The organism is Pseudooceanicola profundi, assembly GCF_050897955.1.
Lineage (GTDB): Bacteria > Pseudomonadota > Alphaproteobacteria > Rhodobacterales > Rhodobacteraceae > Pseudooceanicola.
Genome location: NZ_JBPAXZ010000001.1, coordinates 255,249 through 278,568, shown reverse-complemented (window position 1 = coordinate 278,568; position 23,320 = coordinate 255,249). Strand labels below are relative to the sequence as shown.

Below are 23,320 nucleotides of genomic sequence, written 5' to 3'. Positions count from 1 at the left end.
CGCCATGTATCGTTATCTCGTGATCCTCGGCCTGCTTGCGACCCCTGCATTGGCGGAAACCGGCGGCCTGACCGTGCCCGACCACCCCGAAGGCACGGTGTCGGAGGCGCAGGGCCTCGACGCCTGGTCGCGGATCGAAGCTGTCGTGACCCATCCCCGCTGCACCAACTGCCATGTGGAGGCCGGGGCCGCGCCCATGTGGTCCGGCCCGGAATTCACCCCCGAACGTCCGCATGGCATGAACATTCAGGCCGGAGACAGCCGCATCGGCGCCGAATTCCTGCCCTGCCAGTCCTGCCACATGACCGACCCGGGCCCGAACATGGTGCCCCATGCGCCGCCGCACACCGGGCTGGAGTGGCAGCTCGCCCCGGCGGAATTCGTCTGGTTTGGCAAGGAGGGCGCGGCGATCTGCGCCCAGCTGCGCGACCCCGAACGCAACGGCGGCCGCGATGGCGCCGCGCTGGTCGAACACATCACCCATGACGCGGAGCTGCGCGGCTTTATCACCTGGGGCTTTGCGCCGGGCGGTGACCGGGAACCCGCGCCGGGCGACCTGCAATCGCATCTCGACGATATGGCAGAATGGGTCGCGGCGGGGATGCCCTGTCCGTGATCCATCACGGCCCGGGGCGCCGCTATGTCAGTTGAAAGCCGAGGCGAAATCAGGCGCTCTGCACCTTCGGCGTCACGGCCCCTTGTTCATCCAGGAACGGGATCAGCCGGTCAAAGATCTGATCCCGGATCGCCGGCGTCTCCATCAGCACCTCGTGGCGGCCGCCTTCCAGCAGCACCAGCTCTCCGCCCGGCCAGGCCCCCATACGCGCATGGATCCGCGCCGGATCGACGATCTGCTCTTCGGTTCCAAGGAAGGTCAGGCAGGGAAGGGCAGGCGAGGGGCGCCGCGCCAGCAGCAGCATCTCTGACAGCGACTGGTTCAGCCAGTGCAGCGACGGCCCGCCAAGGCTGAGATCAGGATGTTCCGTCAGCTGCCGCCGCATATAGTCGTACATATCGAGGTCAGAGGTCAGCCGGTTCGTCTCGAATTCCGATCCGAGCGGGTAGGGCACTTCGCTCATGCCCGGCGCGATCAGATGGCCAAGCCCCAGCCGCGACCCGCTCCAGGACAGGACCCAGGCGGCGGGACGCGTGGGCGCCGCCAGCCGGATGCCCCACATGGGCGCGGAGAAGATGGCGGAGGCGACCGGCAGCCCCTCCATCGCCGCACGCAGACCGATACAGCCGCCCATGGAATGGCCCAGCATATGCCAGGGCTTGGGCAGCCCGGCCTCTTCCGCCACTTTCAGGACCGCCGCGACATCCTTCTGATAATCGGGGAACAGCCCGACATGGCCGATCCGTTCATTGGCCACCATCCGGTCGGCAATGCCCTGTCCGCGCCAGTCGATCGCCAGCACGGCATAGCCCGCCGCCGTCAGGACCTGCGCATCGCGGCCGTATTTCTCGACATATTCGGTACGGCCCGGAAAGATCAGGACCGTGCCCTTTTCGGGACCTGTGGCACGCCACCAGCCAACCCGGATACGCAGCCCGTCCTCGGCCTTGGTCCAGACCGCCTGACCACCCTCAGGCCCCTCTGCCACATCAGTGTAAAATGGTGCCTGTTCCATCGGTCCCGGTCCTTCTGCTCGGCCCGGAGTTTAGGCCAGCACGGACCCGAGCGCCATGGCTTTTCCCATGTCGCCGTCAACGGAAAGTTTACCGCTCATGAAGGCCGAGGTCGGGTTCATCTCGCCCGACAGGATCTCCTCGAAGGTCTCCTTGTCGGCGGTCAGGGTGACGTCGGCCTCTTCATCGCCCGCGCGCACGCCGGTGCCGTCGATCATGATGGCGCCTTCGCCCTCGACCACGAATTTGGCGACGCCGTCAAAGCTGTCATCGCCCATTTTTGCCTTCAGGGCCGTCACGGCCATATCGATCACGTCGCTCATTGGTTCACCTTTTCTCGAATTCGCGCTTCGGGGCTGTACCGCAGTTACCATTTGCCGCTACGATACACTCGATGACAGTTATGGGCCTCTCTATGCGTTTTTCCAAACATGTCGTTGCGGCAATGTTGACGTTCGCGTCACCCGCCGTGATGGCCCAGGACTTGCCCTCCGGTGTGCCGGAGCTTCTGCAACAGCTTCATGACGCCGATCCGGGCGACGCAAAAAAGATCGAGCGGGAGATTGCCCTGATCTGGCGCCGCTCCGGTTCGCCCTCCATGGACCTGCTGCTGACCCGCGGTCAGGACGCGCTGGAGGCGGGCGATGTGGAAACCGCGATCGGCCATTTCTCTGCCCTGATCGATCATGCGCCGGATTTCGCCGAAGGCTGGCACCGCCGCGCGACGGCCTTCTACAGGGAGGAGGAATACGGCCTTGCCATGGCCGATCTCGCCCATGTGCTGACGCTGAATCCCGACCATTTCAACGCGCTTTTCGGGCTGGCGGTCATCCTTGAGACGCTGGACCAGACCGACCGCGCCTATGCGGCCTATGAAAAGGTGCTGGAGTTCTATCCCACCCATGAGCGCGCGCTGGAAGCTGTCGAGCGTCTGCGCACCGGCGCCGAGGGCACCCGGCTCTAACCCGCCGGGCAGGAAGGCAGGACCACATGGCCGGGCAGGGCAGGATCGCCGCCGTTCTGGGGCCGACCAATACCGGAAAGACCCATTACGCCATCGACCGGATGCTGGGCCACCGCACCGGCATTATCGGCCTGCCGCTGCGCCTGCTCGCGCGGGAGGTCTATGACAAGATCGTCGCCATTCGCGGCCCCTCTGTCGTGGCGCTTGTCACGGGGGAGGAACGGATCGTGCCGCCCCGCACCGCCTACTGGGTCTGCACCGTAGAGGCGATGCCGGAAGGCATGGGCACCGATTTCCTCGCCATCGACGAAATCCAGCTCTGCGCCGATCCCGAACGTGGCCATATCTTCACCGACCGGCTGCTGCGCGCGCGCGGCCTGCACGAGACACTCTTCCTCGGCTCCGACACGATGCGCGGCAAGATCGCGGAGGTGGTGCCGGAGGCGCAGTTCATCCGGCGGGAGCGGATGTCCCATCTCAGCTACGCAGGTTCGAAAAAGATAAGCCGGATGCCTGCCCGCAGCGCGATCGTCGGATTTTCGGTTGATAATGTATATGCCATTGCAGAGCTGATCCGCCGCCAGAAGGGCGGCGCGGCCGTGGTCATGGGCGCGCTCTCCCCCCGGACGCGGAACGCGCAGGTGGCGCTCTACCAGAATGGCGATGTCGATTATCTGGTCGCCACGGATGCCATCGGGATGGGGCTGAACCTCGACATCAACCACGTCGCCTTTTCGTCCCTCACCAAATTCGACGGCCGCCGCATGCGGGAGCTGATGCCCAACGAGCTGGCCCAGATCGCGGGCCGGGCCGGGCGCGGCATGTCCGACGGCACCTTCGGTGTCACTGGCGAAGCACCGCCGCTGGACGAGGAGGTGGCGCAGGCGATCATGGACCATCGCTTCGCCCCGATCCGGCATCTGCAATGGCGGAATTCCGCCCTGAATTTCGGCAGCCCCGAAAGCCTCATCGCCTCTCTGGAAGAACCGCCCCGGCAGGAGGGGCTCGTCCGCGCCCGGGAGGCCGACGATCTGATGGCCCTGCGCACCCTCGCGGCGGATGCCGAAACCCGCGCCCGGGCCAGCTCGGCCGAGTCGGTCCGCCTGCTCTGGGATGTCTGCCGCATCCCTGATTTCAGGGGGATCAGCCATGCCGAACATGCCAGCCTGCTGACCCAGATCTTCGCCTTCCTGCACCAGTCGGGCCGGGTGCCTGACGACTGGATGGCGCGGCAGATCAAACGCATCGACCGCACCGATGGCGACATCGACACCCTGTCCAAACGGCTGTCCTTCATCCGCACCTGGACCTATGTCGCGCAGAGAAGGGCATGGCTCGATGACGAAAACCATTGGCGTGACACGACTCGCGCGGTAGAAGACCGCCTGTCGGATGCCCTCCATGAGCGCCTGACCCAGAGATTTGTGGACCGGCGCACCAGCGTGCTCCTGCGGCGGCTCAAGCAGAAGGAGGCCCTTTTGGCCGAAGTAAGCGATACCGGTGATGTGACGGTCGAAGGCGAATTCGTCGGCCGTCTGGAAGGCTTCCGATTCCGTCAGGATGCCCAGGCGAGCGGCGAGGAGGCCAAGACGATCTCCCGCGCGGCCTTGCAGGCGCTGACACCGCATTTCCACCTGCGGGCGGACCGGTTCTACAATGCGCCGGATACGGAGATCGACTTCACCGAACAGGGCGGCCTCATGTGGGGCGAGCAGGCGGTTGGCAAGCTGGTCGCCGGATCCGAGCCGCTGAAGCCCGGCGTAAAGGTCTTTGTCGATGACGAGGCCGGGGAGGACGTGGCCCAGAAGGTCCAGCGTCGCCTGCAGCATTTCATTGACCGCAAGGTTGCGGCGCTTTTCGAGCCGCTGCTGGCGATGAGCCGGGATGAGGCCATGACCGGTCTGGCCCGCGGCTTTGCCTTCCGGCTGGTCGAAAACCTCGGCATCATCCCGCGCCAGTCCGTGGCCGACGAGGTCAAGCAGCTGGATCAGGACGCCCGTGGCGCGCTGCGCAAGCATGGCGTCCGGTTCGGCCAGTTCACCATTTTCATGCCACTGCTGCTGAAGCCCGCGCCGACCCGTCTGCGGCTGGTGCTCTGGTCGCTGGCGCAGGGGCTGGACGAATTCCCCGAGGCGCCGCCGCCGGGGCTGGTGACCGTACCCGCAGATGGCACCGCGCCGCAGGGCTATGACACCATGTCGGGCTACCGAACCGCAGGCGAACGGGCGATCCGCATCGACATGCTGGAACGTCTGGCCGACATGCTGCGCGGCGAGGACAGCCGGGGCGGATTCGAGGCCAAGGCCGATATGCTCTCGATCACCGGCATGACGCTGGACCAGTTCGCAGACCTGATGACCGGTCTGGGTTACAAGGCCGAGAAGGGCGAGCGGGAGAAGGCCAAACCGGCTGAAACCGTGACGGAAACCTCAGGCACGCCCGACGACGCCGCGGCTCTGGACACCGCCGCCGCTGTGACGCCCGACGACGGCAGCGCCATGACGGCGGAGCCTTCGGAACCCGCAGTCGAGGGCGTTTCCCCCGATGGCGCCCCGGAGAAGCTGGAAGCCGAAGAGACGACCGCGGGCCTCTCGACCGAAGAAGTCATCGCAGAAGCCACCACGCCGGAACCCGAGGCCCCGAATGCCCCGGCAGAGGTGCAGGACGGCCCCTTCATCGTGGCAGAGACCGATCAGGCCGACGCCGGTGCCGCACCTGCCGCCCCGACCGCCGAGGGCCCCACGACAGAGGTCTTCTACACCTTCACATGGGGTGGCCGTGGCAATCGCAATACCGAGCGGCGCGGCCGCGGCGGCGACCGTCATGCGCGTGGCGCCGAAGGCGGGCAGGGCCAAGGTCAGGGGCAGGGGCGTGGCCCCCGTCAGGACCGGGGCGACAAGGGCGAGCGCGGCGACCGCAAGGGTGGCGACCGCAAGGGCGGCAAGGGCCCGCGCAAGGGCAAGGGCGGCGACCGCCCCGACCGCGATCGTGGCCCCAAGACCTACGAATCCCGTCCCGCCCGCAAGGAAAAGGCCATCGATCCCGACAATCCCTTCGCCGCCGCGCTGAAGGGTCTCAAGACCGACTGAGCGGGCCGCGTGGAAAGCGCCCCCAAATTCCGGCTGGACAAGTGGCTCTGGCAGGCGCGGTTCGTGAAAAGCCGCAGCCTTGCCGCAGCCCTCGTCACCGGGGGGCATGTCCGCGTCAACGGCCAGCGCGCTGGGAAACCGGCCCATGCAGTCCATGCCGGCGATGTGCTGACCTTCCCGCAGGGCGACCGGATCCGGGTGGTGCGGATCCTCGCCCCCGCGACCCGGCGCGGCCCCGCGACAGAGGCGCAGAGCCTCTACGAGGATATGACCCCCGTGCAGGAGAAGGAAATCCCGCCCATTGCCCGTCTGGAAGGCAATTCTCGCCCCACGAAGCGGGATCGCAGGAAACTCGATCTTGATCGTGCCAAGCAGGGCAATGATGCGCTTGAATGATCTTTTCCAGCGCGTTAGCTAAGCCGGAACAAGGGTGAAACGCCCCCGAAGATCCGAGCGGAGTCCGCATGACCTACATCGTCAATGACAACTGCATTGCCTGCAAATACACCGATTGCGTGGAGGTCTGCCCCGTGGACTGCTTCTACGAGGGTGAGAATATGCTGGTGATCCACCCTGACGAATGCATCGACTGCGGTGTCTGCGAACCCGAATGCCCCGCCGATGCCATCCGCCCCGATACGGAGCCGGATATGGAGAAGTGGGTGGAGTTCAATCGCAAGTATTCCGAACTCTGGCCGGTCATCATCACCCGCAAGGATCCGCTGCCCGAAGCAGAGGACCGCGACGGCGAATCCGGCAAACTTGAGAAGTACTTCAGCGAAAAGCCGGGCGAAGGCGGCTGACGTTAGGTCATCAGGGTTGAACCCGGGCGACATGCCGCCGCAGTGCGACATGACCCTTCCGATTCGGGCTGATTCGTGGTATAACTGCCGATACCTATGATGAAGACTGCCTGCCCCCAAGTAGCGGATGCTGCCACCCGCTGCGACACATACTGACAGCAATCGCCGGTCCGGACGATGCCGCAAGGCATCGCCCGATAAACTGTCGCCTGTTGGTATGGGGGGCCTTGTGAGGATCAAACTATGACCAAGACGAAAAAAGCCGAATTCAGCCCGAACGACTATGTTGTTTACCCGGCGCATGGGGTCGGCCAGATCGTGTCTATCGAAAGCCAGGAGATCGCGGGGCTCTCGCTCGAGCTCTTCGTCATCTCCTTCGAGAAGGACAAGATGACCCTGCGCGTGCCGACCAACAAGGCCGCCGAAGTGGGCATGCGTTCGCTCTCTACCCCCGACGTCGTGTCCAAGGCCATGACTACCCTCAAGGGTAAGGCCAAGGTGAAGCGCGCCATGTGGTCGCGTCGCGCCCAGGAATATGAGCAGAAGATCAATTCCGGTGACCTGATTTCCATTGCGGAGGTCGTGCGCGACCTGCACCGCAGCGATGATCAGCGCGAACAGTCCTATTCGGAGCGTCAGCTCTACGAAGCCGCGCTGGAGCGTCTGACCCGTGAAGTCGCCGCCGTTTCCGGTGCCGATGAGGTGGATGCCGCCCGCAAGGTGGACGAGGTTCTGGTCTCCCGCGCTGCGTGATCTCCGGACCTGACTGATAAGAAGGCCGTTCCGGGCAACCGGGGCGGCCTTTTCCTTGGCGGGGGCGGATCCGAGGCATCGGACCGCCGCACATGGCCGGGCCAAGGTCCGTCGATACACGGCTCCGCTCCCAGGTCCGAACTTTACGCCCCGATCAGCGTAAACAGCACCCCGATCTCCACCAACTGCTGCACCGCGCCAAGGATATCGCCGGTCTGCCCGCCGATCCGCTTTTGCGCCGCAGACACGACCAACAGCGCCAGAATGCCGCCGACAAGCATCGCCGCGAAAACACCGCTGCCAAGCGCCAGAACAGCAATCACACAGGCGATCCCGCCCGCCAGCGCAGCCTGCATCCGCCCGGGCCGCCCCGTGCCCTTTGACAGCCCGTCCGTCCGGGCAGGTGCCATGCCCTGCATGATCAGCGGCAGCACCCCGCGCGACAGCACTGCCGCCGCGATCAGCGCGCCCCAGTGGCCGCCAACCGCCAGCAGCCCCGTCACCGCATACCACCGCGTCAGCAGCCCCAACACCAAAGCGATCACCCCGTAAGAGCCGATCCGGCTGTCGCGCATGATCTCCAGCCGCCGTTCCCGCGTCTGCCCGCCCCAGAGCCCGTCCGCCGTATCTGCCAGCCCGTCCTCATGCATCCCGCCCGTCGTCATGACCTGCACGGCCAGAACCACCACCGCCGCACCACCCGCGGGCAGGCCAAACGCCAGAACCACACTCCCGGCGAAAGCCGCCAGCACCGCCAGCACCAGCCCCGCCAGTGGCCAGGCCCAGCTGGCCGCCGCCCCGCGATAGCCATGCGCGGGCACAGGCAGGCGCGTGAGCAGCGAGAGCGCAGTGCAGATGTCGTCTCTGGTCCGTGCAAGGACGGGCGTCATGGTCTTGCTCCTGTTGCACCATGCTTTAGACACCGCAGGACCCGACAGTTCAACGGAGAACGCCATGTCACGCGCGCCCGCCACCCTTGCCGATTACCGCAACCTTCTGGCGACGCTCCCCGCGCCCGATGCCGGGGCCATAGCCGCCGCAGAAGAGCGTAACATGCAACTGACCAAACCCCCCGCCGCCCTTGGCCGGCTGGAGGAGATCGCCCGCTGGGTCGCCGGCTGGCAGGGCACCGGACGCCCCCAGATGCAGGCGCCGCAGGTGGTGATCTTTGCCGGCAACCACGGCGTCGCGGCGCGTGGCGTCTCCGCCTTCCCGCCGGAGGTCACGGTGCAGATGGTCGCCAATTTCGAAGCAGGCGGCGCCGCGATCAACCAGCTCTCCAAGGCCTTCGGGGCCAAAATGGATGTGCATGCGCTGGAGCTTGACCGCCCGACGCAGGATTTCACCAAAAGCCCCGCGATGACGGAGGCAGAGCTGCTGACAGCCCTTGCCACGGGCTGGGATGCCGTCGACCCAAAGGCGGATGTCTTCGTGACCGGAGAGATGGGGATCGGCAATACCACCCCCGCTGCCGCCATCGCGCTGGCGCTTTATGGCGGGGCGGCGACCGACTGGACCGGGCGCGGCACCGGGGTCGATGACACGGGCCTGGCGCTCAAGGCGTCGGTGGTGGCGGAGGGCGTGGCGCTTCATGCCGAGGCCCGCGACGGGCTCGACGTTCTGCGCTGCCTCGGCGGGCGGGAGATCGCGGCCATGGCGGGTGCCATCCTGCGGGCGAGGGCGGAACGTATCCCGGTGATCCTCGACGGGTTCATCTGCTGTTCGGCGGCGGCCTGCCTGCGCTCTGTCTCACCGGATGCGCTGGACCATTGCGTCGCGGGCCATGTCAGCGCCGAGGCCGCCCATCCCGCGCTTCTCGCCAAGCTCGGCAAGGAGCCGCTGCTGTCACTGGGCCTGCGTCTGGGCGAAGGGTCCGGTGCGGCGCTGGCGCTTGGCGTGCTGAAAGGGGCGATCGCCTGCCATTCCGGCATGGCGACCTTTGCAGAGGCCGGGGTGAGCGCGGGCTAAGGGCTGACCACGGTCCCCCTCGGGGCGGGGCAGGTGTCCCGTGTCTCTGGAAAGGACGCAGCGAAATCCAGCGCCCGCCCTAAGCTGCCTCATCCTCGTCTTTGTGCAAGAGCGACTGCAGCGCCACTTCCAGATCCTTCTCCAGCTCCTTCGCACGGGCGACATATTCCGGGTTCTGATCGCCCGGCACATTCGGATCCCAGAGCTCGGCCAGTTCCCGCACCGTCTCCCGGTCGTGATGGTAGAAGGTCTCTTCCATCTTTGCCGCCTCGTATTCGGAGAAGCCGGTGTTCTCCAAAACATAGCGGCCTGCGCGCAGGGAGCTGTCGAAGGTCTCCCGCACGATATCATCCGCCCCGGCCTGATAGAGCGCATAGACATGCCGCCGGTCATGCGCCCGGGCGACGATATGCAGCTCCGGCCGCTGTTTGCGGGCATAGCGGACCAGCTCCGTCACGCTTTCGGGGCTGTCCATCGCGGCGACCAGCACACGCGCGGAGTCGAGCCCAGCCGCCCGCAGGATATCGGGGCGGGTCGGGTCGCCAAAATAGCCCTTGAAGCCAAAACGTCGCATGACCTCGATCGTCTCCATATCGTGGTCCAGAACAACCGTCTTCACGCCCGATGACTGCACCAGCCGGTTCACGATCTGACCAAACCGCCCGATACCCGCGATGATGACCGGGCCTTCCTCGTCGATATCGTCGGCTTCACGTTCCTCGCCCACGCCCGGCTCGCCCATTTTCTTGGACAGGTAGTCATAAAGCAGGAAGAGCAGCGGTGTGATCAGCATCGTCAGCGCGATGACCAGCAGCAGCTGCTCGCTCAGCGCGGCGGGCAGCACGTTCAGCTGGCCGGAGAACGAGAGCAGCACAAAGCCAAATTCCCCCGCCTGCGCCAGCGACAGGGTGAACAGCATCAGCCGCCGCCGCTTCAGCCCGGAAATCCGCCCGATCACAAACAGCACCAGCCCCTTGATCAGCATCAGCCCGAAGGCCATGCCGAGGATCGTCACAGGATCCCGGAAGAGCACAGAAAAGTTGATCCCCGCGCCCACGGTGATGAAGAAAAGCCCCAGCAACAGGCCCTTGAACGGCTCGATATCGCTTTCCAGCTCATGCTTGAATTCGGAGTTCGCCAGAACCACACCCGCCAGAAAGGTGCCAAGCGCGGGCGAGAGGCCCACCATGTTCATCAGCGTGGCAATGCCCACCACGATGCCAAGCGCGAGTGCCGTGTACATCTCCCGCAGGCGCGCGGCATGGATGAATCGGAAGACGGGCGCGGTCAGGTAGACCCCCACCAGAATGACGGCCGCCACGGCCCCCAGCGTGACAAGTGTCACGCCCCAGCCCGGCAGGCCTTCGACCAGTGACACGCCATGATGCGCCTCTGCCGCATGATCGTCGGCGGCACGGGTCAGGGACCCGTCCTCATTGGCCCGCATCAGCAGCGGGGCAGCCAGCAGCGGCAGGCCCGCCAGCATCGGGATCACCGCGATATCCTGCGTCAGCAGCACCGAAAAGGCCGACCGTCCGCCCGGGGTCTGCATCAGCCCTTTCTCCGACAGGGTCTGCAGCACGATGGCGGTGGAGGACAGCGCAAGGATCAGACCGGCGGCCAGCGCCACAGACCAGCTCTGCCCGATGGCCATGAAGCCCGCCATGATGGCAAAGGTGGTCAGCACCACCTGCGACCCGCCCAGCCCCAGCAACCTGTGCCGCATATCCCAGAGCGCTCTCGGCTCCAGCTCCAGCCCGATCAGGAACAGCATCATCACCACGCCGAATTCCGCGAAATGCTGCAGATCCTGCGTCTCCGTCCCGACAAGGCCGAAGACGGGGCCGATCAGGATACCGGCCGCCAGATAGCCCAGCACCGACCCAAACCCCAGACGGGCAGAGATCGGCACCGCGATGACGGCAGCGGCAAGGTAGATCGTGGCCTGGTAGAGAAAGCCTTCCATTCGGGGCTGGGTCCTTTCGACTTAGCGCGCCCTGACGGGCAGTTTTACGGGCAGGGGGCCATCCCGCTTGAGTTGATCCATAACGATCTGGCTTTGCACCCGCGTGACGGACGGATGCGCAAGAAGAACTTCGTGGATCAGCCGGTGCAGGGCACCCAGATCCTCACAATAGACCCGCAGAAGGTAATCCGCTTCGCCGGTCAGCGTCCATGCGCTAATCACCTCTTCCCGCGCGTTCACAAGGGTGGCAAAGGCGCTCGAATGCTCCGGCCCGTGGGTGCCAAGCTGCACCTGCACGAAGGCCTGGATCGTCAGCCCCAGCCGGTCCGGCGCCAGCCGCGCGACATAGGCCGAGATATAGCCCTCTGCCTCCAGCCGCTGCCGGCGCCGCCCGGCCTGGCTGGGAGAGAGGTTCAGCATCTCGCCCAGATCCTGTGCGGTCAGATGCGCGTCTTTCTGCAACGCCACCAGCAGGCGCAGGTCGGTGGAATCAAGCATGTGCGGCAATCTCGCATGAACACTGCATTCAGTGTAAAAACTCCGCACGCTGATGGCAATGGCTGCCCCAGAACGCGCAGATTTCCGGTCGATTGACGCCTATCCTGACGGGAAATCGCGCCAGCAGGAGGTCAGCCATGGGTCCGTTCCCGCACGAAGCCCCGAAATCCACCATCACCGAAGCGAACCCCGCCGGGACCGACGGCTTTGAATTTGTCGAATTCGCCCATCCCGATCCGGAGGAACTGCGCAGCCTCTTCGCCAAGATGGGCTATGCGCTGGTTGGCCGTCACAAGACGAAGGATATCGAGCTCTGGCAGCAGGGCGACATCACCTACATTGTGAACGCAGAGCCCGGCACCCATGCCGCAAAATTCATCGAAGAGCACGGGCCCTGTGCCCCGTCGATGGGCTGGCGCGTTGTCGATGCCCGGCAGGCCTTTGACCATGCCGTCGCCAAGGGCGCGACGCCCTATGAGGGCCCAGGCAAAACTATGGATGTGCCCGCGATTGTCGGCATCGGCGGCTCGCTGATCTATTTCATCGAGGAGTATTACGAGACCTCGCCCTATAACGCGGAATTCGAATGGCTGGCCCAGTCCAAACCGCGCGGCGTCGGCTTTTACTACCTCGATCACCTGACCCACAATGTCCACAAAGGCAATATGGACACCTGGTTCCGCTTTTACGGCGACCTGTTCAATTTCCGCGAAATCCGCTTCTTCGACATTCAGGGCAAGTTCACCGGGCTTTATTCCCGCGCCCTGACCTCGCCCTGCGGCCGCATCCGCATCCCGATCAACGAGGACCGGGGCGAGACCGGCCAGATTGTCGCCTACCTCAAGAAGTACAACGGCGAAGGCATCCAGCATATCGCCGTCGGCGCCCGCGACATCTACGCCGCCACCGATCAGATCGCCGAGAAGGGCATCCAGTACATGCCCGGGCCGCCGGATGCCTATTACACCATGTCGAAGGACCGCGTGCAGGGCCATGAGGAGCCGATCGATCGGATGAAGAAACACGGCATCCTGATCGACGGCGAAGGTGTGGTGGATGGTGGCGAAACGCGCATTCTTCTACAGATCTTCTCCAAGACCGTGATCGGGCCGATCTTCTTTGAATTCATCCAGCGCAAGGGCGATGACGGCTTCGGCGAGGGGAATTTCAAGGCGCTTTTCGAGTCGATCGAGCAGGAGCAGATTGACAATGGAGAAATCGCCGCCGAGTGACGGTACGGCCCCGGGGGCGGATCAGCCCTTGGGCATCTCCAGCACCTGGTTGCGGCCGCCCTTCTGATATTGCAAGGAGGCATCCCCGATGGCCAGCACACGCCCGCCATCAACCCGGTCGCCCACCTTGACCTTCTGGTAGCGCCCGTTCGACAGCCGGACCAGCGCGCGGCGGGACGACGGCTGACCATAAACGCCGATCAGGTTGATCCTGTTCAGATTGATCGCATTGCGAACCGTCGCCTGCTTGGCCACGGAGGCAGAGGAAGGGATGGAGGGCGCAATCGCCCGCGGTGCGGCGGCCACCTGAGTAACGGTTGCCTCTGGCGTCCGCTCCGCCCGCTGGATCAGCGCCTCGATATTGCCCGGACGGGGTTTGGGCCGCAGCGCCGCAAAGGCCGGTGTCAGCTCTTCATCAGGTTCGACCGCGGCGGGCGGCGCGCTGAATGCCGCGGCAAGCCCCGCCGCCACCGCCGCGCGATCCTCGTCGGTTCCCGCGTCCGGCTCATCGCTGCCGGGGCGGACGACCGGGCGGATGCCGCCCGCCGCCAGAGATGCGGCCGAGGCGAGGATGACATCCTCCGCATCCGTGGTATCGGAATTATCTGCGGCGACCTCTGCCTCATCGGCATCCTGCTCGTCAGCGCTGGTCGCCTCCGCCAGTTCGGGGCTGTCTTCGGGTCCGGTTTCGGCGCGGGCCAGCGCTTCGGGGCGGGGCTGCGGCCGTATTCTGGGGACCGATGGGCCGGTCACGGCCTCCGGCGCAGCCTCTGCGACGTCGGTGCCGGTGCCGGTCTCGGTATCGGCGGGCGCCGCGTCAGCCGGTGACGGCAGCGACGCCTGTTCCGTGTCTGCCGTATCGGATTGCCCAGCCTCTGACGGAGCGGGGTCCAGTGCGGCGTCGTCTTGGCCCGTCTCGGGCGCATCCGTGCCGGGCCGGGTGGGCGGATCCAGCGGCGGCGGGCTGGCATAGATAATGACGCCGGACTGGGACAGCGTTCCCTCGGGCGTTGCGATAACCAGCCCCCGATCGTCCATGTCAAAGCGCATTCCGGGCAGCAGCGGCGGCGGCGGAGTGGCCGGCGGCAGGTCACGCGCCGGACTGTCCAGCGTCACGGCCGGGTGGCGTGACCCGATCCCGGCAATGGTCGGCAGGGCGCCCGGTGTGTCTTCGGCCGGGCCTTCTGGCCGGGCATCGGGACCATCGGGCGATTGCTGCCAGATGCCGGTGGCGGCATAGCGCGCCTCGGCCGCCGGGTCGGGCGAGGCCATGCCGGTAACGCCGGTTGTCGCATCGGGCGCAGGAACGGGATTGCCGTTGGTCTCCGACGCGGCGAGCCTGTCAAAGGCATCCGGGGTCTCCGGCGTCTCGGGCTCTTCCGCGGCCGCAGAGTCCGTGGCCGGCTCCTCTTCCGCGGTTGTGCTGGCCGGGGGCAGGGCGGCAGGCAGAACGACGCCCTCCGCCTCATCGCTGCCGGCATCCCCGGACCCTGGCGTTTCGGCGGATCCCGCATCGGCCCCGGTGTCATCGGCCAGGACCTCGTCACGCGGCGAAATCAGCGCGGCAATCCGGTCGTCCAGAAAAACAGAGGCCCAGGCCGCCACGCCTGCAAGGAAAATCAGCAGAAGTGCCGTCAGGATCAGCCCCAGATACCGCGGGCTGCGCGGGCTGCTTCCGGCATTGCGCTGGCCGAACACGGTCAGACGCTCCGCCTCCTGGCGGCGTTGCTCTGCAGTCATGCCGCCCGGCAGACCCTCGGACCTTGCGGTGTGGGCACCGGCGGCCTCCACGACGGCACTCTCTGCCGGGTCCGTCTCGGGGACGGGCGCAGAGGCGGCCACCGGCGGGTCAGAACGCCCCGCCTTGCCGCCGCGCGTGCCTTTTTTCGCAGCGGCCGGGGCCTTCGGCGCCGCCGCCTTGCTGGGCTTTGACGATCGGGCCGGCTTTGTCGGTTTGCCCGCCTGCGTATCCTCCGCCGGCTGGTCGGCTGCGCTGTCAGCGTCCACCGCGGCGGGAAGCGGGGCGGTGTCGCGCTCTGCATGCACCTTGAGCGTCAGGGCCGATGCCTCTTCCGCGGCCTTGCGGGCCCGGGCTTCTTCCTTGGCCAGGCGTCGTGCGTCCTGTTTCGCGCGGAGCCCGTCGCCGATCCCGCGCAGGCTGCCCAAAGCCTTGTCGGCAAGGCCTTTAAATACCGCAGACCCGGCCGGGGCCTTGTTGCCGCGACCAGCATCAGGCGCCGGCGCCGGGATAAAGTCGGACCCGCTCTCGGCCTCCGTGACGGTCAGTCGTCGCGCCACCGGGCTTTCGGTCGCGGGCACGGGCGCGCTGGCCTCGCCCTTGCGGATCGAGGAAAATCGCGGTGTGCCGGTCTGCTCTGTATCCTCGCCCGGGGCATCGGCAGAAACCTGTGCATCGGCTTCGGCGGCGGTTCCAGTGGATGCGGGGCCACTGGCCGCATCACTTTTGGCCGCCACCGGGGGCGCAACGGGGGCGGGGGCCGCCGGTTCCGCAAATCCGGGCATATCGAGGGTCGGTTTCGCGTCGCGGTAGCGCCCGGTCACCCGGATGGGCAGGGTGTCACGGTCGATCCGGGTTTCGGGCGGCAGGTCCGGCGAATGGCCGAAATAGGGTTCGCCGCCGTAATCGCGCGTCTCCGGCATGGCCACGAAGGACGCCGGGACAAAGCCGTGGTTCTGGGCGAACATATTCGCCTCGTCCAGGGTTTCGGCAGCGACGGCTGCGATCTGGATCCGGTCCCCCACCACATGAAAGTCGTAGCTGAGATCCTCAAGATCATAGGGCGTCGCCCCGTCAAGCGCCGCTTCGACGGCAGCCTGCTGTGCCTTGGGATCGCGGGGGGCAGGCTGAACCTCCAGATACCGGATCTGGTCGTTGGGCACGACGATCTTGCAGCTCTGATCATCGGGCGAGATGCTGGCAAGCTTGTCCTGCAATTCGGCAAGTCTGGAATCCAGAGCGGGATCGTCCGGCGCAACATCACCGACGAGATCCCACCCGGGCGAGGACCGCTTCAGCAAAGCAATCCCGTCCATCGACAAAATCAGCGCAAAGTTAGGTTTCATGGCCTCTGTCAAAGACGAGTCGGCGACCCGGTACAACGTTCCGCAATCCTATAACACGGACAACCTGAGGAAAAGCTGAATGGATTTTTCCTTTAACCTTCCGCTCATCCCCCGGCCCTGGCCAGAGCCTGATCGAGATCGGCGATCAGATCCGCCGGATCCTCGATCCCGATGGAGAGCCGCACCACCTCAGGCGCGGCCCCCGCGGCCTTCTGTTGTTCGGGCGACAGCTGCCGGTGGGTGGTCGACGCAGAATGGATGATCAGCGACCGCGTATCGCCGAGGTTCGCGACATGGGAGAAGATCTCGACCGCGTCGACCAGTTTCACGCAGGCCTCGTAGCCGCCCTTCAACGCAAATGTGAAGAGCCCCCCGGCACCCTTGGGGCAGATCCGGCCCATTCGGTCGTAATAGGGCGAGGAGGGCAGCCCGGCATAGGTGACGTAATCCACCCGCGGGTCCTTCTCCAGCCAGCTGGCGACCTCGATGGCGTTTTCGACATGCTTGGCCATGCGCAGCGACAGCGTCTCGATCCCCATCAGCGTGTAATGCGCCGCCTGCGGGTTCATCGTCATGCCCAGATCGCGCAGACCGATGGCGATGCCGTGGAAGGTGAAGGCGAGCGGCCCGAAGGTCTCGTGGAACTTGAGCCCGTGATAGGCGGGCTCGGGCTGGCTGAGGGAGGGGAACTTGTCCGAGGCCGACCAGTCGAACGTGCCCGAATCGACAATGCAGCCGCCCGTCACCGTGCCATTGCCGGTCAGGTACTTGGTTGTCGAATGCACCACCAGCGTCGCGCCATGCTCGATAGGCCGGCAGAGATAGGGCGTGGCAGAAGTATTATCGACGATCAGCGGCAGCCCGGCCTCCGACGCGATGCCGGAGATCGCGTCGAGATCGGTGATATAGCCCCCCGGGTTCGCCACGGATTCGCAAAAGACCGCGCGGGTGTCCTCGTCAATCGCCGCCTTTACCGCCTCCAGATCGTCGAAATCGACGAACTTGGCCGACCAGCCGAAGCGTTTGATCGTCTGGGAGAACTGGGTGATCGTCCCGCCGTAGAGCCGGGTGGAGGCCACGACATTCCGCCCCGGTGCCATCAGCGGAAAGAGCGCCATGATCTGCGCCGCATGACCGGACGAACAGCAGACAGCGCCCTGGCCCCCCTCAAGCGTTGCGATCCGTTCCTGCAGCACGGCGACCGTCGGGTTGGTCAGGCGCGAATAGATATAGCCGACCTCCTGCAGGTTGAACAAAGCCGCCGCATGATCTGCATCGCGAAAGACATAGGCCGTGGACTGATAGATCGGCGTCTGCCGCGCGCCGGTTGCCGGATCGGGCCGGGCGCCTGCGTGGATCTGAAGCGTGTCGAAACCGTAAGCCATGTCTGTCCTCCCACAAGACCTGTCCTGCCCGCCGTTGCATCCGGGGGCCTTGCCTTTCACGCTAAGGGATCGCAGCTTGCCGCTCAACAACCCTCAACCGGAGGCCTGCATGATCCCGCCGTTCCACCTTGCCTATCACGTCACTTCCCTCGACCAGGCGCGCGCCTTTTATGGCGGCGTGCTGGGCGCTGAAGAGGGGCGCAGCACCGAGACCTGGGTGGATTTCGACTTCTTCGGCCATCAGCTCTCCCTCCACCTCGGCACGCCATTTGCGACGACAAATACCGGCAAGGTCGGCGATCACATGGTGCCCATGCCGCATCTGGGCATGGTGCTGCCGCTTGACGACTGGAAGGCCATGGCGGACCGGTTGACCGGGGCAGGGGTCGACTTTGTCCTGCCGCCCTCGGTGCGGTTCGAAGGCGAGCCGGGGGAACAATGGACGATGTTCTTCCGCGATCCGTCGGGAAACCCGATCGAGATCAAGGGGTTCAGGGATGCAGCGGGGATTTTCGCCAAAGCCTAGACGGATTTGGCGGGGATGGGTGACATCACCCATCCTACGAACGGACGCCCCGTAGGATGGGTGATGTCACCCATCCCGATCGCCGCCTCAGCCCCCGCGTTAATGCGTCACCGCGCCCGAGAACACATTGACCACGATCACCCCGGCCACGATCAGCCCCATGCCAAAGAGCGCCGGCAGATCAAGCCGCTGCCCCTGCCAGAGCCAGGCCACCATCGCGATCAGCACCACCCCCATGCCGGACCAGATCGCATAGACGACCCCCGTGGGCATGACCTTCATCACCACCGCCAGCAGCCCGAGCGCGATGGCATAACCCACGGCGGCGATCACCGCCGGCCCGCCCCGCGTCAGCCCGTGCGACGCCGCAAGCGCCGTGGTTGCAATGACCTCAGAGGTGATCGCAGCGGCAAGCAGGACATAGGCGAGGGGCAGGGACATCTGTGTTCTCCGGTAAAACTGCGCCCCTTCTGCCCGCGCCGGATTTATGGGTCAAACCGGATTCGTCCGGCCTGAGGGCGGAAAACGTCATTGCAGAAAGCGGCGGTCTGTCCCGCAGGCAGATCTCGGGAAACCTATGACATGCAGCCGGTTATCTCTCCCGTCACGCGAACCCGGCAAGGGTCAGCGCGTGGCGGTGAATATCCCCGGGCCAGCGCTCCGTCATCGTGATGAAATCATCGGAGCGCCCGGCATAAAGTGCCCGCATCGCCTCCTCGAAGCCTGGCAGATTGCCGGCGATGGCCGAACAGAAGCGGTAGCAGGCGTCACGCCGGAGCACCGCATCATCCCCGGCGCTTGCTGCCTCGATCAGCCGCCGCAGCGTGGCCGATGCCCCGCCGCGTTGGGTCGCCAGCCAGTCCCAGTGACGCGGCAGCAGGGTGACCTCGCGCGCGACCACGCCCAGCTTGGGCCGCCCGCGCCGGGGGGCGTCCGCGTAACGCTCGGCCACGGCCTCCGGCCCGCCGGAGAGGTCCAGATCACTCTCCCGGCCCGTGGCATCGGAGAATATGAGAACCTGCGTTCCGCCAAACCCGATCAGGGCCTGCGCCACCTCTGCCCGCGTCCCGCGCGCCACGATCCTGCTGCCCGAAAAGGCGGTAAACTGCTCTGTCATATCGGACAATTTACACCCGGGTAAAAATATGGTCAACGGTGCTGAACAAGGAGCGCACCATGGCCATCGACAGAAAAGCCGCCCGTTACGCCTGGAAAGACCGGGCGGAGGTCTGGACCGTCTACGCCGCCCGCACCGGCGGGCAGGTCTGGGTCGGCGTGACCAACGACATCGCGGCCATAGAGAACCGGCTGGGCTTTACCCTGAAGCTGGGCGATTGCCGGGCGAAGGGCATGCAGGCGGCCTGGGATGGCACATTGACCATCGAGCCGCTGGAGGACCTAGACCCGACCCTTGGCCCGCTGGCCCGGCAGGACGTGATCAAGGCCCGTCGCGCCCATTGGTGCGCGGAGCTGAGCGCCACGCCGATCGAGCGTTAGCGGACCCAGAACCCTTCGCGCTTGATCTTGTTACGGATCGCCTGTTCCTTCCGGGGCAGGTTGTCCCTGTCGAACAGCGCACGCACCTTCTTGCCCCGCTCATGAAAGACCATCTTCTTGATCGGATCATAAGTCTTGAGCAATTTCTTGACCTTATTGGGCGCCGCGACGCTTTCCAGCACCTCAACCACCCGGTCGCTTTCCCGCGCATAAAGCAGCGGCAGCAGCCGGTAATGGCAGGTCACCTCGCCATCCAGCAGCCCCGGCGGCAACACATCCCGGCCGCCGCCGAAGGAATGGATTACCAGTGGCAAAGCCACCTGATCCAGCCAGGGGTCCAGCGTCTGACACACCAGCTCCTCAGGACCGTCGTCCCGGATCGCCAGCGCGTAATCGAGGAAGCGCTGGCCGAACTGATGCGGGCATTTGTAGTAGAAGAACCCGGCGTTGAAATAGAGATAGCGCCGCCAGTATTCATCGGGCTGGCTGAGGTCGAGCGAACTGTCGAAATCCAGCGCGAACTTGTCGTAGAGCGCTTTCCAGGTCTGGGTGTAGCCGGGCCCGTAGAGCTCGATCTTGGGCCAGGTCCCCTCCACCCGCAGCGAGGCCGAGGGCCGGTCGAAATCGAAGGGCACCCGGGCCAGGCTGTCCAGCACCAGCGTATCGCTGTCGAAGAAGACAAACGGCTCGCCCTTGGGCAGGGCCAGCAGTGCCTCGATCTTATTGCCATAGGGATAGTCTTTGCCGAAATGCCTGTTCTGGAACGGCAGGATCGTCGCCCCCAGATCCTCCAGCATCTCGCGCACCGGGGCATCCATCACCGGATTGCCGGGCCAGCGGGGGCCGGGCTGCGGTTCGGCCACAAAAAGCCGCGCAACGCCGGGGCTGTTGGCGGCCAGTGACGCAGCAAAGAGCACGGCCTCATACTGAAGCCGTCCGCTCTGACCTACGATCATGAGATTGAAGCCGCTGCCGTCCGGCTCGGTCCCTGTCATGCCTGCAACCCCTTGTCATCCCAAGCGTTATTCTATGCTTGGCCAATAGCACCCTACCATCAATAATGGCAGAAAAAAGGCAGGCCGTCCGGTCGGCCAGATAAGGGAGAGAATTCGCTCATGATTCCGGCTATTTCCGCTTGTGCCATCCTTATGTCGGGCGCGGTTGCCCTGTCCGGCGCAACGCTTCATCGGGTCAGCTCTCCCGCGGCACCCGCCTCTCCGTCCAGCCCGTCGGCCCCCGCCGATCCCGGTATGAAGCCCGAGGATCAGACGGTGACGGGGCGGTTCACGACGGCGACGGAGGTCAAACCCATCCTCACCGCGACCAAGCAGAGCTGGGTCGCCCTGCGCGAATACAACGGCCAGGACCTGCTGTATGTCACGCAAATCCTGTCCTGGCGCTGCGGATTGCTGGGCCTGCGCATCGGCGTGAACAATGCGCCCATGCAGAACTGGCCATTGCCAGCCTGCCATATGGGCACCGCGACGCCGAATGCGCTGACGCCGCAGGATGGTCTGCCGTATCTCAATCTGCCGCTGAGCTCGGTTCAGTCCATTCAGATCGAATTGATTTACGACGATTTGACCACCGATACCGGAAGTTTTGAACGTGCTGCCGTGCTGATGCCGTGAACCGGGACGGACCGGACCGGGCCAAGGCTCTTGCAATATTTCCTGACGACCGTCAGGGTCCGGCCCAAGTCCAGCCCCTGTCCAGCCCAAATCCGGGCTCGACCGGGCTTAAGAAAAGGGGGGCGCCCTATGTCCAGTGATACCGGCAGACGGCTGCATGCCGTACGAGACATGCTTCTTCAGGAGGCCGAGCTGACGGCGGTACAGAACCCCGATCTCGTCCAGACCCGGCGCGAACAGATCTGCGATGCTGCGCTGGAGCTCTTTCTGGAAAAGGGGTTTGCCTCCACGACGATCCGCGACATCTGCGCCCGCTCCGGCGTCAATCAGGCCAGTATCTACGACTATATCGCCAATAAGAACGATATCCTGCGGCGGCTGCTGAACCAGCTCTGGTTCCGGCCCGACGTGACCGCGCTGCCCGATGTGCTGTCGGATACGGACAAGCCGCTGGAAGAGGTGTTCGAGGCCTATTTCCGCGTCGCCTGGGACCGCAAGCGCAAGGGCACGCTACTGGTTTACCGCTCTGTCCCGCATCTTCTGGCCGAGGATCGCCGTGCCATGCGGGCACATGACCTGGCGCTTATTCACGATCTTGCCCGGCAGCTGGAACGGCGGGCGGAGGGGCCGCTGGATACAGCCAGACTGGATATTCTGGCAAATATCCTGATCTTCCTCTCGGCCTTCGGGCCGATGCGGGACTGGCTGCATCAGGACCTCGACAGCGAGTTGGTGCTGCGCACCGTCTCTGCCGGGGCGGCGGCCATGGTGCGTGAACTTCTGCGGGTCGAATAACCGAAAAGAATGCTGAGAGCATGAGTATTGACCTCATGACCCGAACCGATTTACCTATGGCTGACAAGCGTCAGGATTCAGCCCGGACGCGGCGGAGCGAGCCCTGGTTGGGAGGCCGGCGACCCCGTTAAACCATCTGAAATACATATTTTTCCGCCGGGCGGCGCGCCCGTGCGGCGTCATGCAGGGAGAGGATGAATGACCACAGCGACCATGGATGTTGGCGATTACCTCGGACAGGCCGGGAAACTGGCCTGGGAGGTTCCGGGGCTCGCCCCCGGCACTGCAAAACGGCCCGTCAAAACCGTGGGCATCATCGGCGCGGGCACGATGGGCGGTGGCATCGCCATGAACTTCCTGACCGCAGGCATCCCCGTGACCATCGTGGAGACCAAGCAAGAGGCGCTGGACCGGGGCACCAAGGTGATGCGCGGGAATTACCAGCGCTCCGCCGACAAGGGCCGCTTCCCGCAGGAGGAGGTCGACCTGCGCATGGGCCGCCTGACGCCGACGCTCAACATGGAAGACCTGGCCGAGTGCGACCTGATCATCGAGGCCGTCTTTGAGGATATGGGCGTCAAGAAAGAGGTCTTCACCAAGCTCGACGCGATCTGCAAGCCGGGCGCGATCCTTGCCACCAATTCCTCCGGCCTCGATATCGACGAGATCGCGGCGATGACCAAACGGCCAGAGGATGTGATCGGGCTGCACTTCTTCTCCCCCGCCAACGTCATGAAACTGCTTGAGATTGTCCGGGCGGACGAGACGCGGGATGACGTCGTCGCCACCTCCATGGATATCGCAAAAGAGATCAACAAGATCGCGGCGCTGGTCGGCGTCTGCCCCGGATTTGTCGGCAACCGCATCCTGCGCATGCGTCAGGTGCAGGCCAACAAGCTGCTCTACAAGGGCGTGATGCCCTGGGATGTTGATGCCGCCATCAATGCCTTCGGCTTCAAGATGGGGCCTTACCAGATGTCCGACCTCGCCGGCCTCGACATCGGCTGGTCCAAGGGCGCCAAGACGCAGAACCCGATCCGCGACGCGCTTTGTGAGATCGACCGCCGCGGCCAGAAAACCGGCGCGGGCTTTTACGACTACGACGAGAACCGCAACCGCACCCCGTCTCCGGTCACCGAAAAGATCATCAAGGAGATCACCGGCGCGGGCGATGCCACCATGTCCCAGGACGAGATTATCGAGACCTGCATCTTCCCGATGATCAACGAGGGCGTGAAGATCCTCGAAGACAACAAGGCGCAGCGCCCCTCCGATATCGATGTCATCTGGATCAACGGCTACGGCTGGCCGCAGGACAAGGGCGGGCCGATGTTCTACGGCGATATGGTCGGCGCCAGGGCCGTGCTGGCGCGGATGGAGAAGCTGGGGGCAGAGGACCCGGAATTCGTCCCGGCAGAGACGCTGAAGAAACTGGCGGCGGAGGGCGGCAGCTTCCTCGACCTCGATCTCGGCGGTCTCAAGACCGGCCAGGGCAAATAA

Annotated in this window: 23 protein-coding genes; 13 read left to right on the top strand and 10 right to left on the bottom strand. The window is 65.1% G+C overall.

Going from position 1 to position 23,320, the window contains the following annotated elements; all coding sequences use genetic code 11:
- Window positions 1-4 precede the first annotated feature (4 nt).
- The gene (locus tag ACRARG_RS01395) at window positions 5-616 is read left to right on the top strand and encodes a hypothetical protein (protein WP_432688186.1); all 612 of its coding nucleotides are present in this window, start codon (window positions 5-7) and stop codon (window positions 614-616) included.
- 49 nt (window positions 617-665) lie between these two features.
- Here ACRARG_RS01395 and ACRARG_RS01390 read toward each other — a convergent pair whose 3' ends face one another.
- Together ACRARG_RS01390 and ACRARG_RS01385 are read right to left on the bottom strand one after the other, a co-directional pair.
- Entirely contained in the window at window positions 666-1,631 is a 966-nt protein-coding gene (locus tag ACRARG_RS01390) for an alpha/beta hydrolase (RefSeq protein ID WP_432688185.1), read from the bottom strand.
- A 30-nt stretch (window positions 1,632-1,661) separates the two neighbouring features.
- Window positions 1,662-1,952, bottom strand: a complete 291-nt coding sequence (locus tag ACRARG_RS01385; RefSeq protein WP_432688184.1) for an SCP2 sterol-binding domain-containing protein — start codon at window positions 1,950-1,952, stop codon at window positions 1,662-1,664.
- A gap of 149 nt (window positions 1,953-2,101) precedes the next feature.
- On the opposite strand from ACRARG_RS01385, the gene ACRARG_RS01380 reads away from it, so the two are divergent.
- The 5 genes from ACRARG_RS01380 (at window position 2,102) to ACRARG_RS01360 (ending at window position 7,238) form a co-directional block, all read left to right on the top strand.
- Complete coding sequence (locus ACRARG_RS01380; protein ID WP_432688183.1) at window positions 2,102-2,593, top strand: tetratricopeptide repeat protein; 492 nt, start codon at window positions 2,102-2,104, stop codon at window positions 2,591-2,593.
- 26 nt (window positions 2,594-2,619) lie between these two features.
- Window positions 2,620-5,682, top strand: coding sequence for a helicase-related protein (locus ACRARG_RS01375; RefSeq protein ID WP_432688182.1), 3,063 nt, complete (start codon window positions 2,620-2,622; stop codon window positions 5,680-5,682).
- 9 nt (window positions 5,683-5,691) lie between these two features.
- Window positions 5,692-6,078: an Hsp15 family ribosome-associated heat shock protein gene (locus ACRARG_RS01370; protein WP_432688181.1), complete on the top strand. Its 387-nt coding sequence runs from the start codon at window positions 5,692-5,694 to the stop codon at window positions 6,076-6,078.
- Between the two features lie 68 nt (window positions 6,079-6,146).
- Entirely contained in the window at window positions 6,147-6,485 is a 339-nt protein-coding gene (gene fdxA, locus ACRARG_RS01365) for a ferredoxin FdxA (protein ID WP_432688180.1), read from the top strand.
- 243 nt (window positions 6,486-6,728) lie between these two features.
- Window positions 6,729-7,238 (top strand): CarD family transcriptional regulator, encoded by a 510-nt coding sequence (locus tag ACRARG_RS01360; RefSeq protein ID WP_432688179.1) that lies wholly within the window; start codon window positions 6,729-6,731, stop codon window positions 7,236-7,238.
- A 143-nt stretch (window positions 7,239-7,381) separates the two neighbouring features.
- Here the strand turns inward: ACRARG_RS01360 and cobS are convergent, their stop codons facing one another.
- A complete protein-coding gene (cobS, locus tag ACRARG_RS01355) occupies window positions 7,382-8,128 on the bottom strand; it encodes an adenosylcobinamide-GDP ribazoletransferase (protein ID WP_432688178.1) in 747 nt (248 codons plus the stop codon).
- 64 nt (window positions 8,129-8,192) lie between these two features.
- On the opposite strand from cobS, the gene cobT reads away from it, so the two are divergent.
- Window positions 8,193-9,206: a nicotinate-nucleotide--dimethylbenzimidazole phosphoribosyltransferase gene (gene cobT / locus ACRARG_RS01350; RefSeq protein WP_432688177.1), complete on the top strand. Its 1,014-nt coding sequence runs from the start codon at window positions 8,193-8,195 to the stop codon at window positions 9,204-9,206.
- Window positions 9,207-9,285: 79 nt separating this feature from the next.
- Here the strand turns inward: cobT and ACRARG_RS01345 are convergent, their stop codons facing one another.
- Window positions 9,286-11,172, bottom strand: coding sequence for a cation:proton antiporter domain-containing protein (locus ACRARG_RS01345; protein WP_432688176.1), 1,887 nt, complete (start codon window positions 11,170-11,172; stop codon window positions 9,286-9,288).
- A gap of 21 nt (window positions 11,173-11,193) precedes the next feature.
- Window positions 11,194-11,670 (bottom strand): Lrp/AsnC family transcriptional regulator, encoded by a 477-nt coding sequence (locus tag ACRARG_RS01340; RefSeq protein ID WP_432688175.1) that lies wholly within the window; start codon window positions 11,668-11,670, stop codon window positions 11,194-11,196.
- 137 nt (window positions 11,671-11,807) lie between these two features.
- On the opposite strand from ACRARG_RS01340, the gene hppD reads away from it, so the two are divergent.
- Window positions 11,808-12,902 carry a 4-hydroxyphenylpyruvate dioxygenase gene (gene hppD / locus ACRARG_RS01335; protein WP_432688174.1) on the top strand — a complete coding sequence of 365 codons (1,095 nt, stop codon included), beginning with the start codon at window positions 11,808-11,810 and terminating at the stop codon, window positions 12,900-12,902.
- Window positions 12,903-12,923: 21 nt separating this feature from the next.
- Here hppD and ACRARG_RS01330 read toward each other — a convergent pair whose 3' ends face one another.
- Together ACRARG_RS01330 and ACRARG_RS01325 are read right to left on the bottom strand one after the other, a co-directional pair.
- Window positions 12,924-15,986 carry a hypothetical protein gene (locus ACRARG_RS01330; RefSeq protein WP_432688173.1) on the bottom strand — a complete coding sequence of 1,021 codons (3,063 nt, stop codon included), beginning with the start codon at window positions 15,984-15,986 and terminating at the stop codon, window positions 12,924-12,926.
- Between the two features lie 104 nt (window positions 15,987-16,090).
- Window positions 16,091-17,371 carry an O-acetylhomoserine aminocarboxypropyltransferase/cysteine synthase family protein gene (locus tag ACRARG_RS01325; protein ID WP_432688172.1) on the bottom strand — a complete coding sequence of 427 codons (1,281 nt, stop codon included), beginning with the start codon at window positions 17,369-17,371 and terminating at the stop codon, window positions 16,091-16,093.
- Between the two features lie 109 nt (window positions 17,372-17,480).
- Between ACRARG_RS01325 and ACRARG_RS01320 the strand changes: the two genes are divergently transcribed.
- Entirely contained in the window at window positions 17,481-17,897 is a 417-nt protein-coding gene (locus ACRARG_RS01320; RefSeq protein WP_432688171.1) for a VOC family protein, read from the top strand.
- 99 nt (window positions 17,898-17,996) lie between these two features.
- On the opposite strand, the gene ACRARG_RS01315 is transcribed toward ACRARG_RS01320, so the two are convergent.
- A complete protein-coding gene (locus ACRARG_RS01315; RefSeq protein WP_432688170.1) occupies window positions 17,997-18,338 on the bottom strand; it encodes an SMR family transporter in 342 nt (113 codons plus the stop codon).
- 163 nt (window positions 18,339-18,501) lie between these two features.
- A complete protein-coding gene (locus ACRARG_RS01310; protein WP_432688169.1) occupies window positions 18,502-19,014 on the bottom strand; it encodes a DUF2239 family protein in 513 nt (170 codons plus the stop codon).
- A 59-nt stretch (window positions 19,015-19,073) separates the two neighbouring features.
- Here ACRARG_RS01310 and ACRARG_RS01305 point away from each other — a divergent pair, with 59 nt between their 5' ends.
- The gene (locus ACRARG_RS01305; RefSeq protein ID WP_432688168.1) at window positions 19,074-19,394 is read left to right on the top strand and encodes a GIY-YIG nuclease family protein; all 321 of its coding nucleotides are present in this window, start codon (window positions 19,074-19,076) and stop codon (window positions 19,392-19,394) included.
- Here the strand turns inward: ACRARG_RS01305 and ACRARG_RS01300 are convergent.
- Entirely contained in the window at window positions 19,391-20,389 is a 999-nt protein-coding gene (locus ACRARG_RS01300) for a GT-B fold glycosyltransferase domain-containing protein (RefSeq protein WP_432688167.1), read from the bottom strand. The two genes, ACRARG_RS01305 and ACRARG_RS01300, sit on opposite strands and share 4 nt — an antisense overlap.
- Before the next feature lie 120 nt (window positions 20,390-20,509).
- Between ACRARG_RS01300 and ACRARG_RS01295 the strand changes: the two genes are divergently transcribed.
- The 3 genes from ACRARG_RS01295 to ACRARG_RS01285 all read left to right on the top strand — a co-directional run bounded on the left by ACRARG_RS01295 (window position 20,510) and on the right by ACRARG_RS01285 (window position 23,320).
- A complete protein-coding gene (locus ACRARG_RS01295) occupies window positions 20,510-21,025 on the top strand; it encodes a hypothetical protein (RefSeq protein ID WP_432688166.1) in 516 nt (171 codons plus the stop codon).
- Window positions 21,026-21,154: 129 nt separating this feature from the next.
- The gene (locus ACRARG_RS01290) at window positions 21,155-21,820 is read left to right on the top strand and encodes a TetR/AcrR family transcriptional regulator (RefSeq protein ID WP_432688165.1); all 666 of its coding nucleotides are present in this window, start codon (window positions 21,155-21,157) and stop codon (window positions 21,818-21,820) included.
- A 198-nt stretch (window positions 21,821-22,018) separates the two neighbouring features.
- Window positions 22,019-23,320, top strand: coding sequence for a 3-hydroxyacyl-CoA dehydrogenase (locus ACRARG_RS01285; RefSeq protein WP_432688164.1), 1,302 nt, complete (start codon window positions 22,019-22,021; stop codon window positions 23,318-23,320).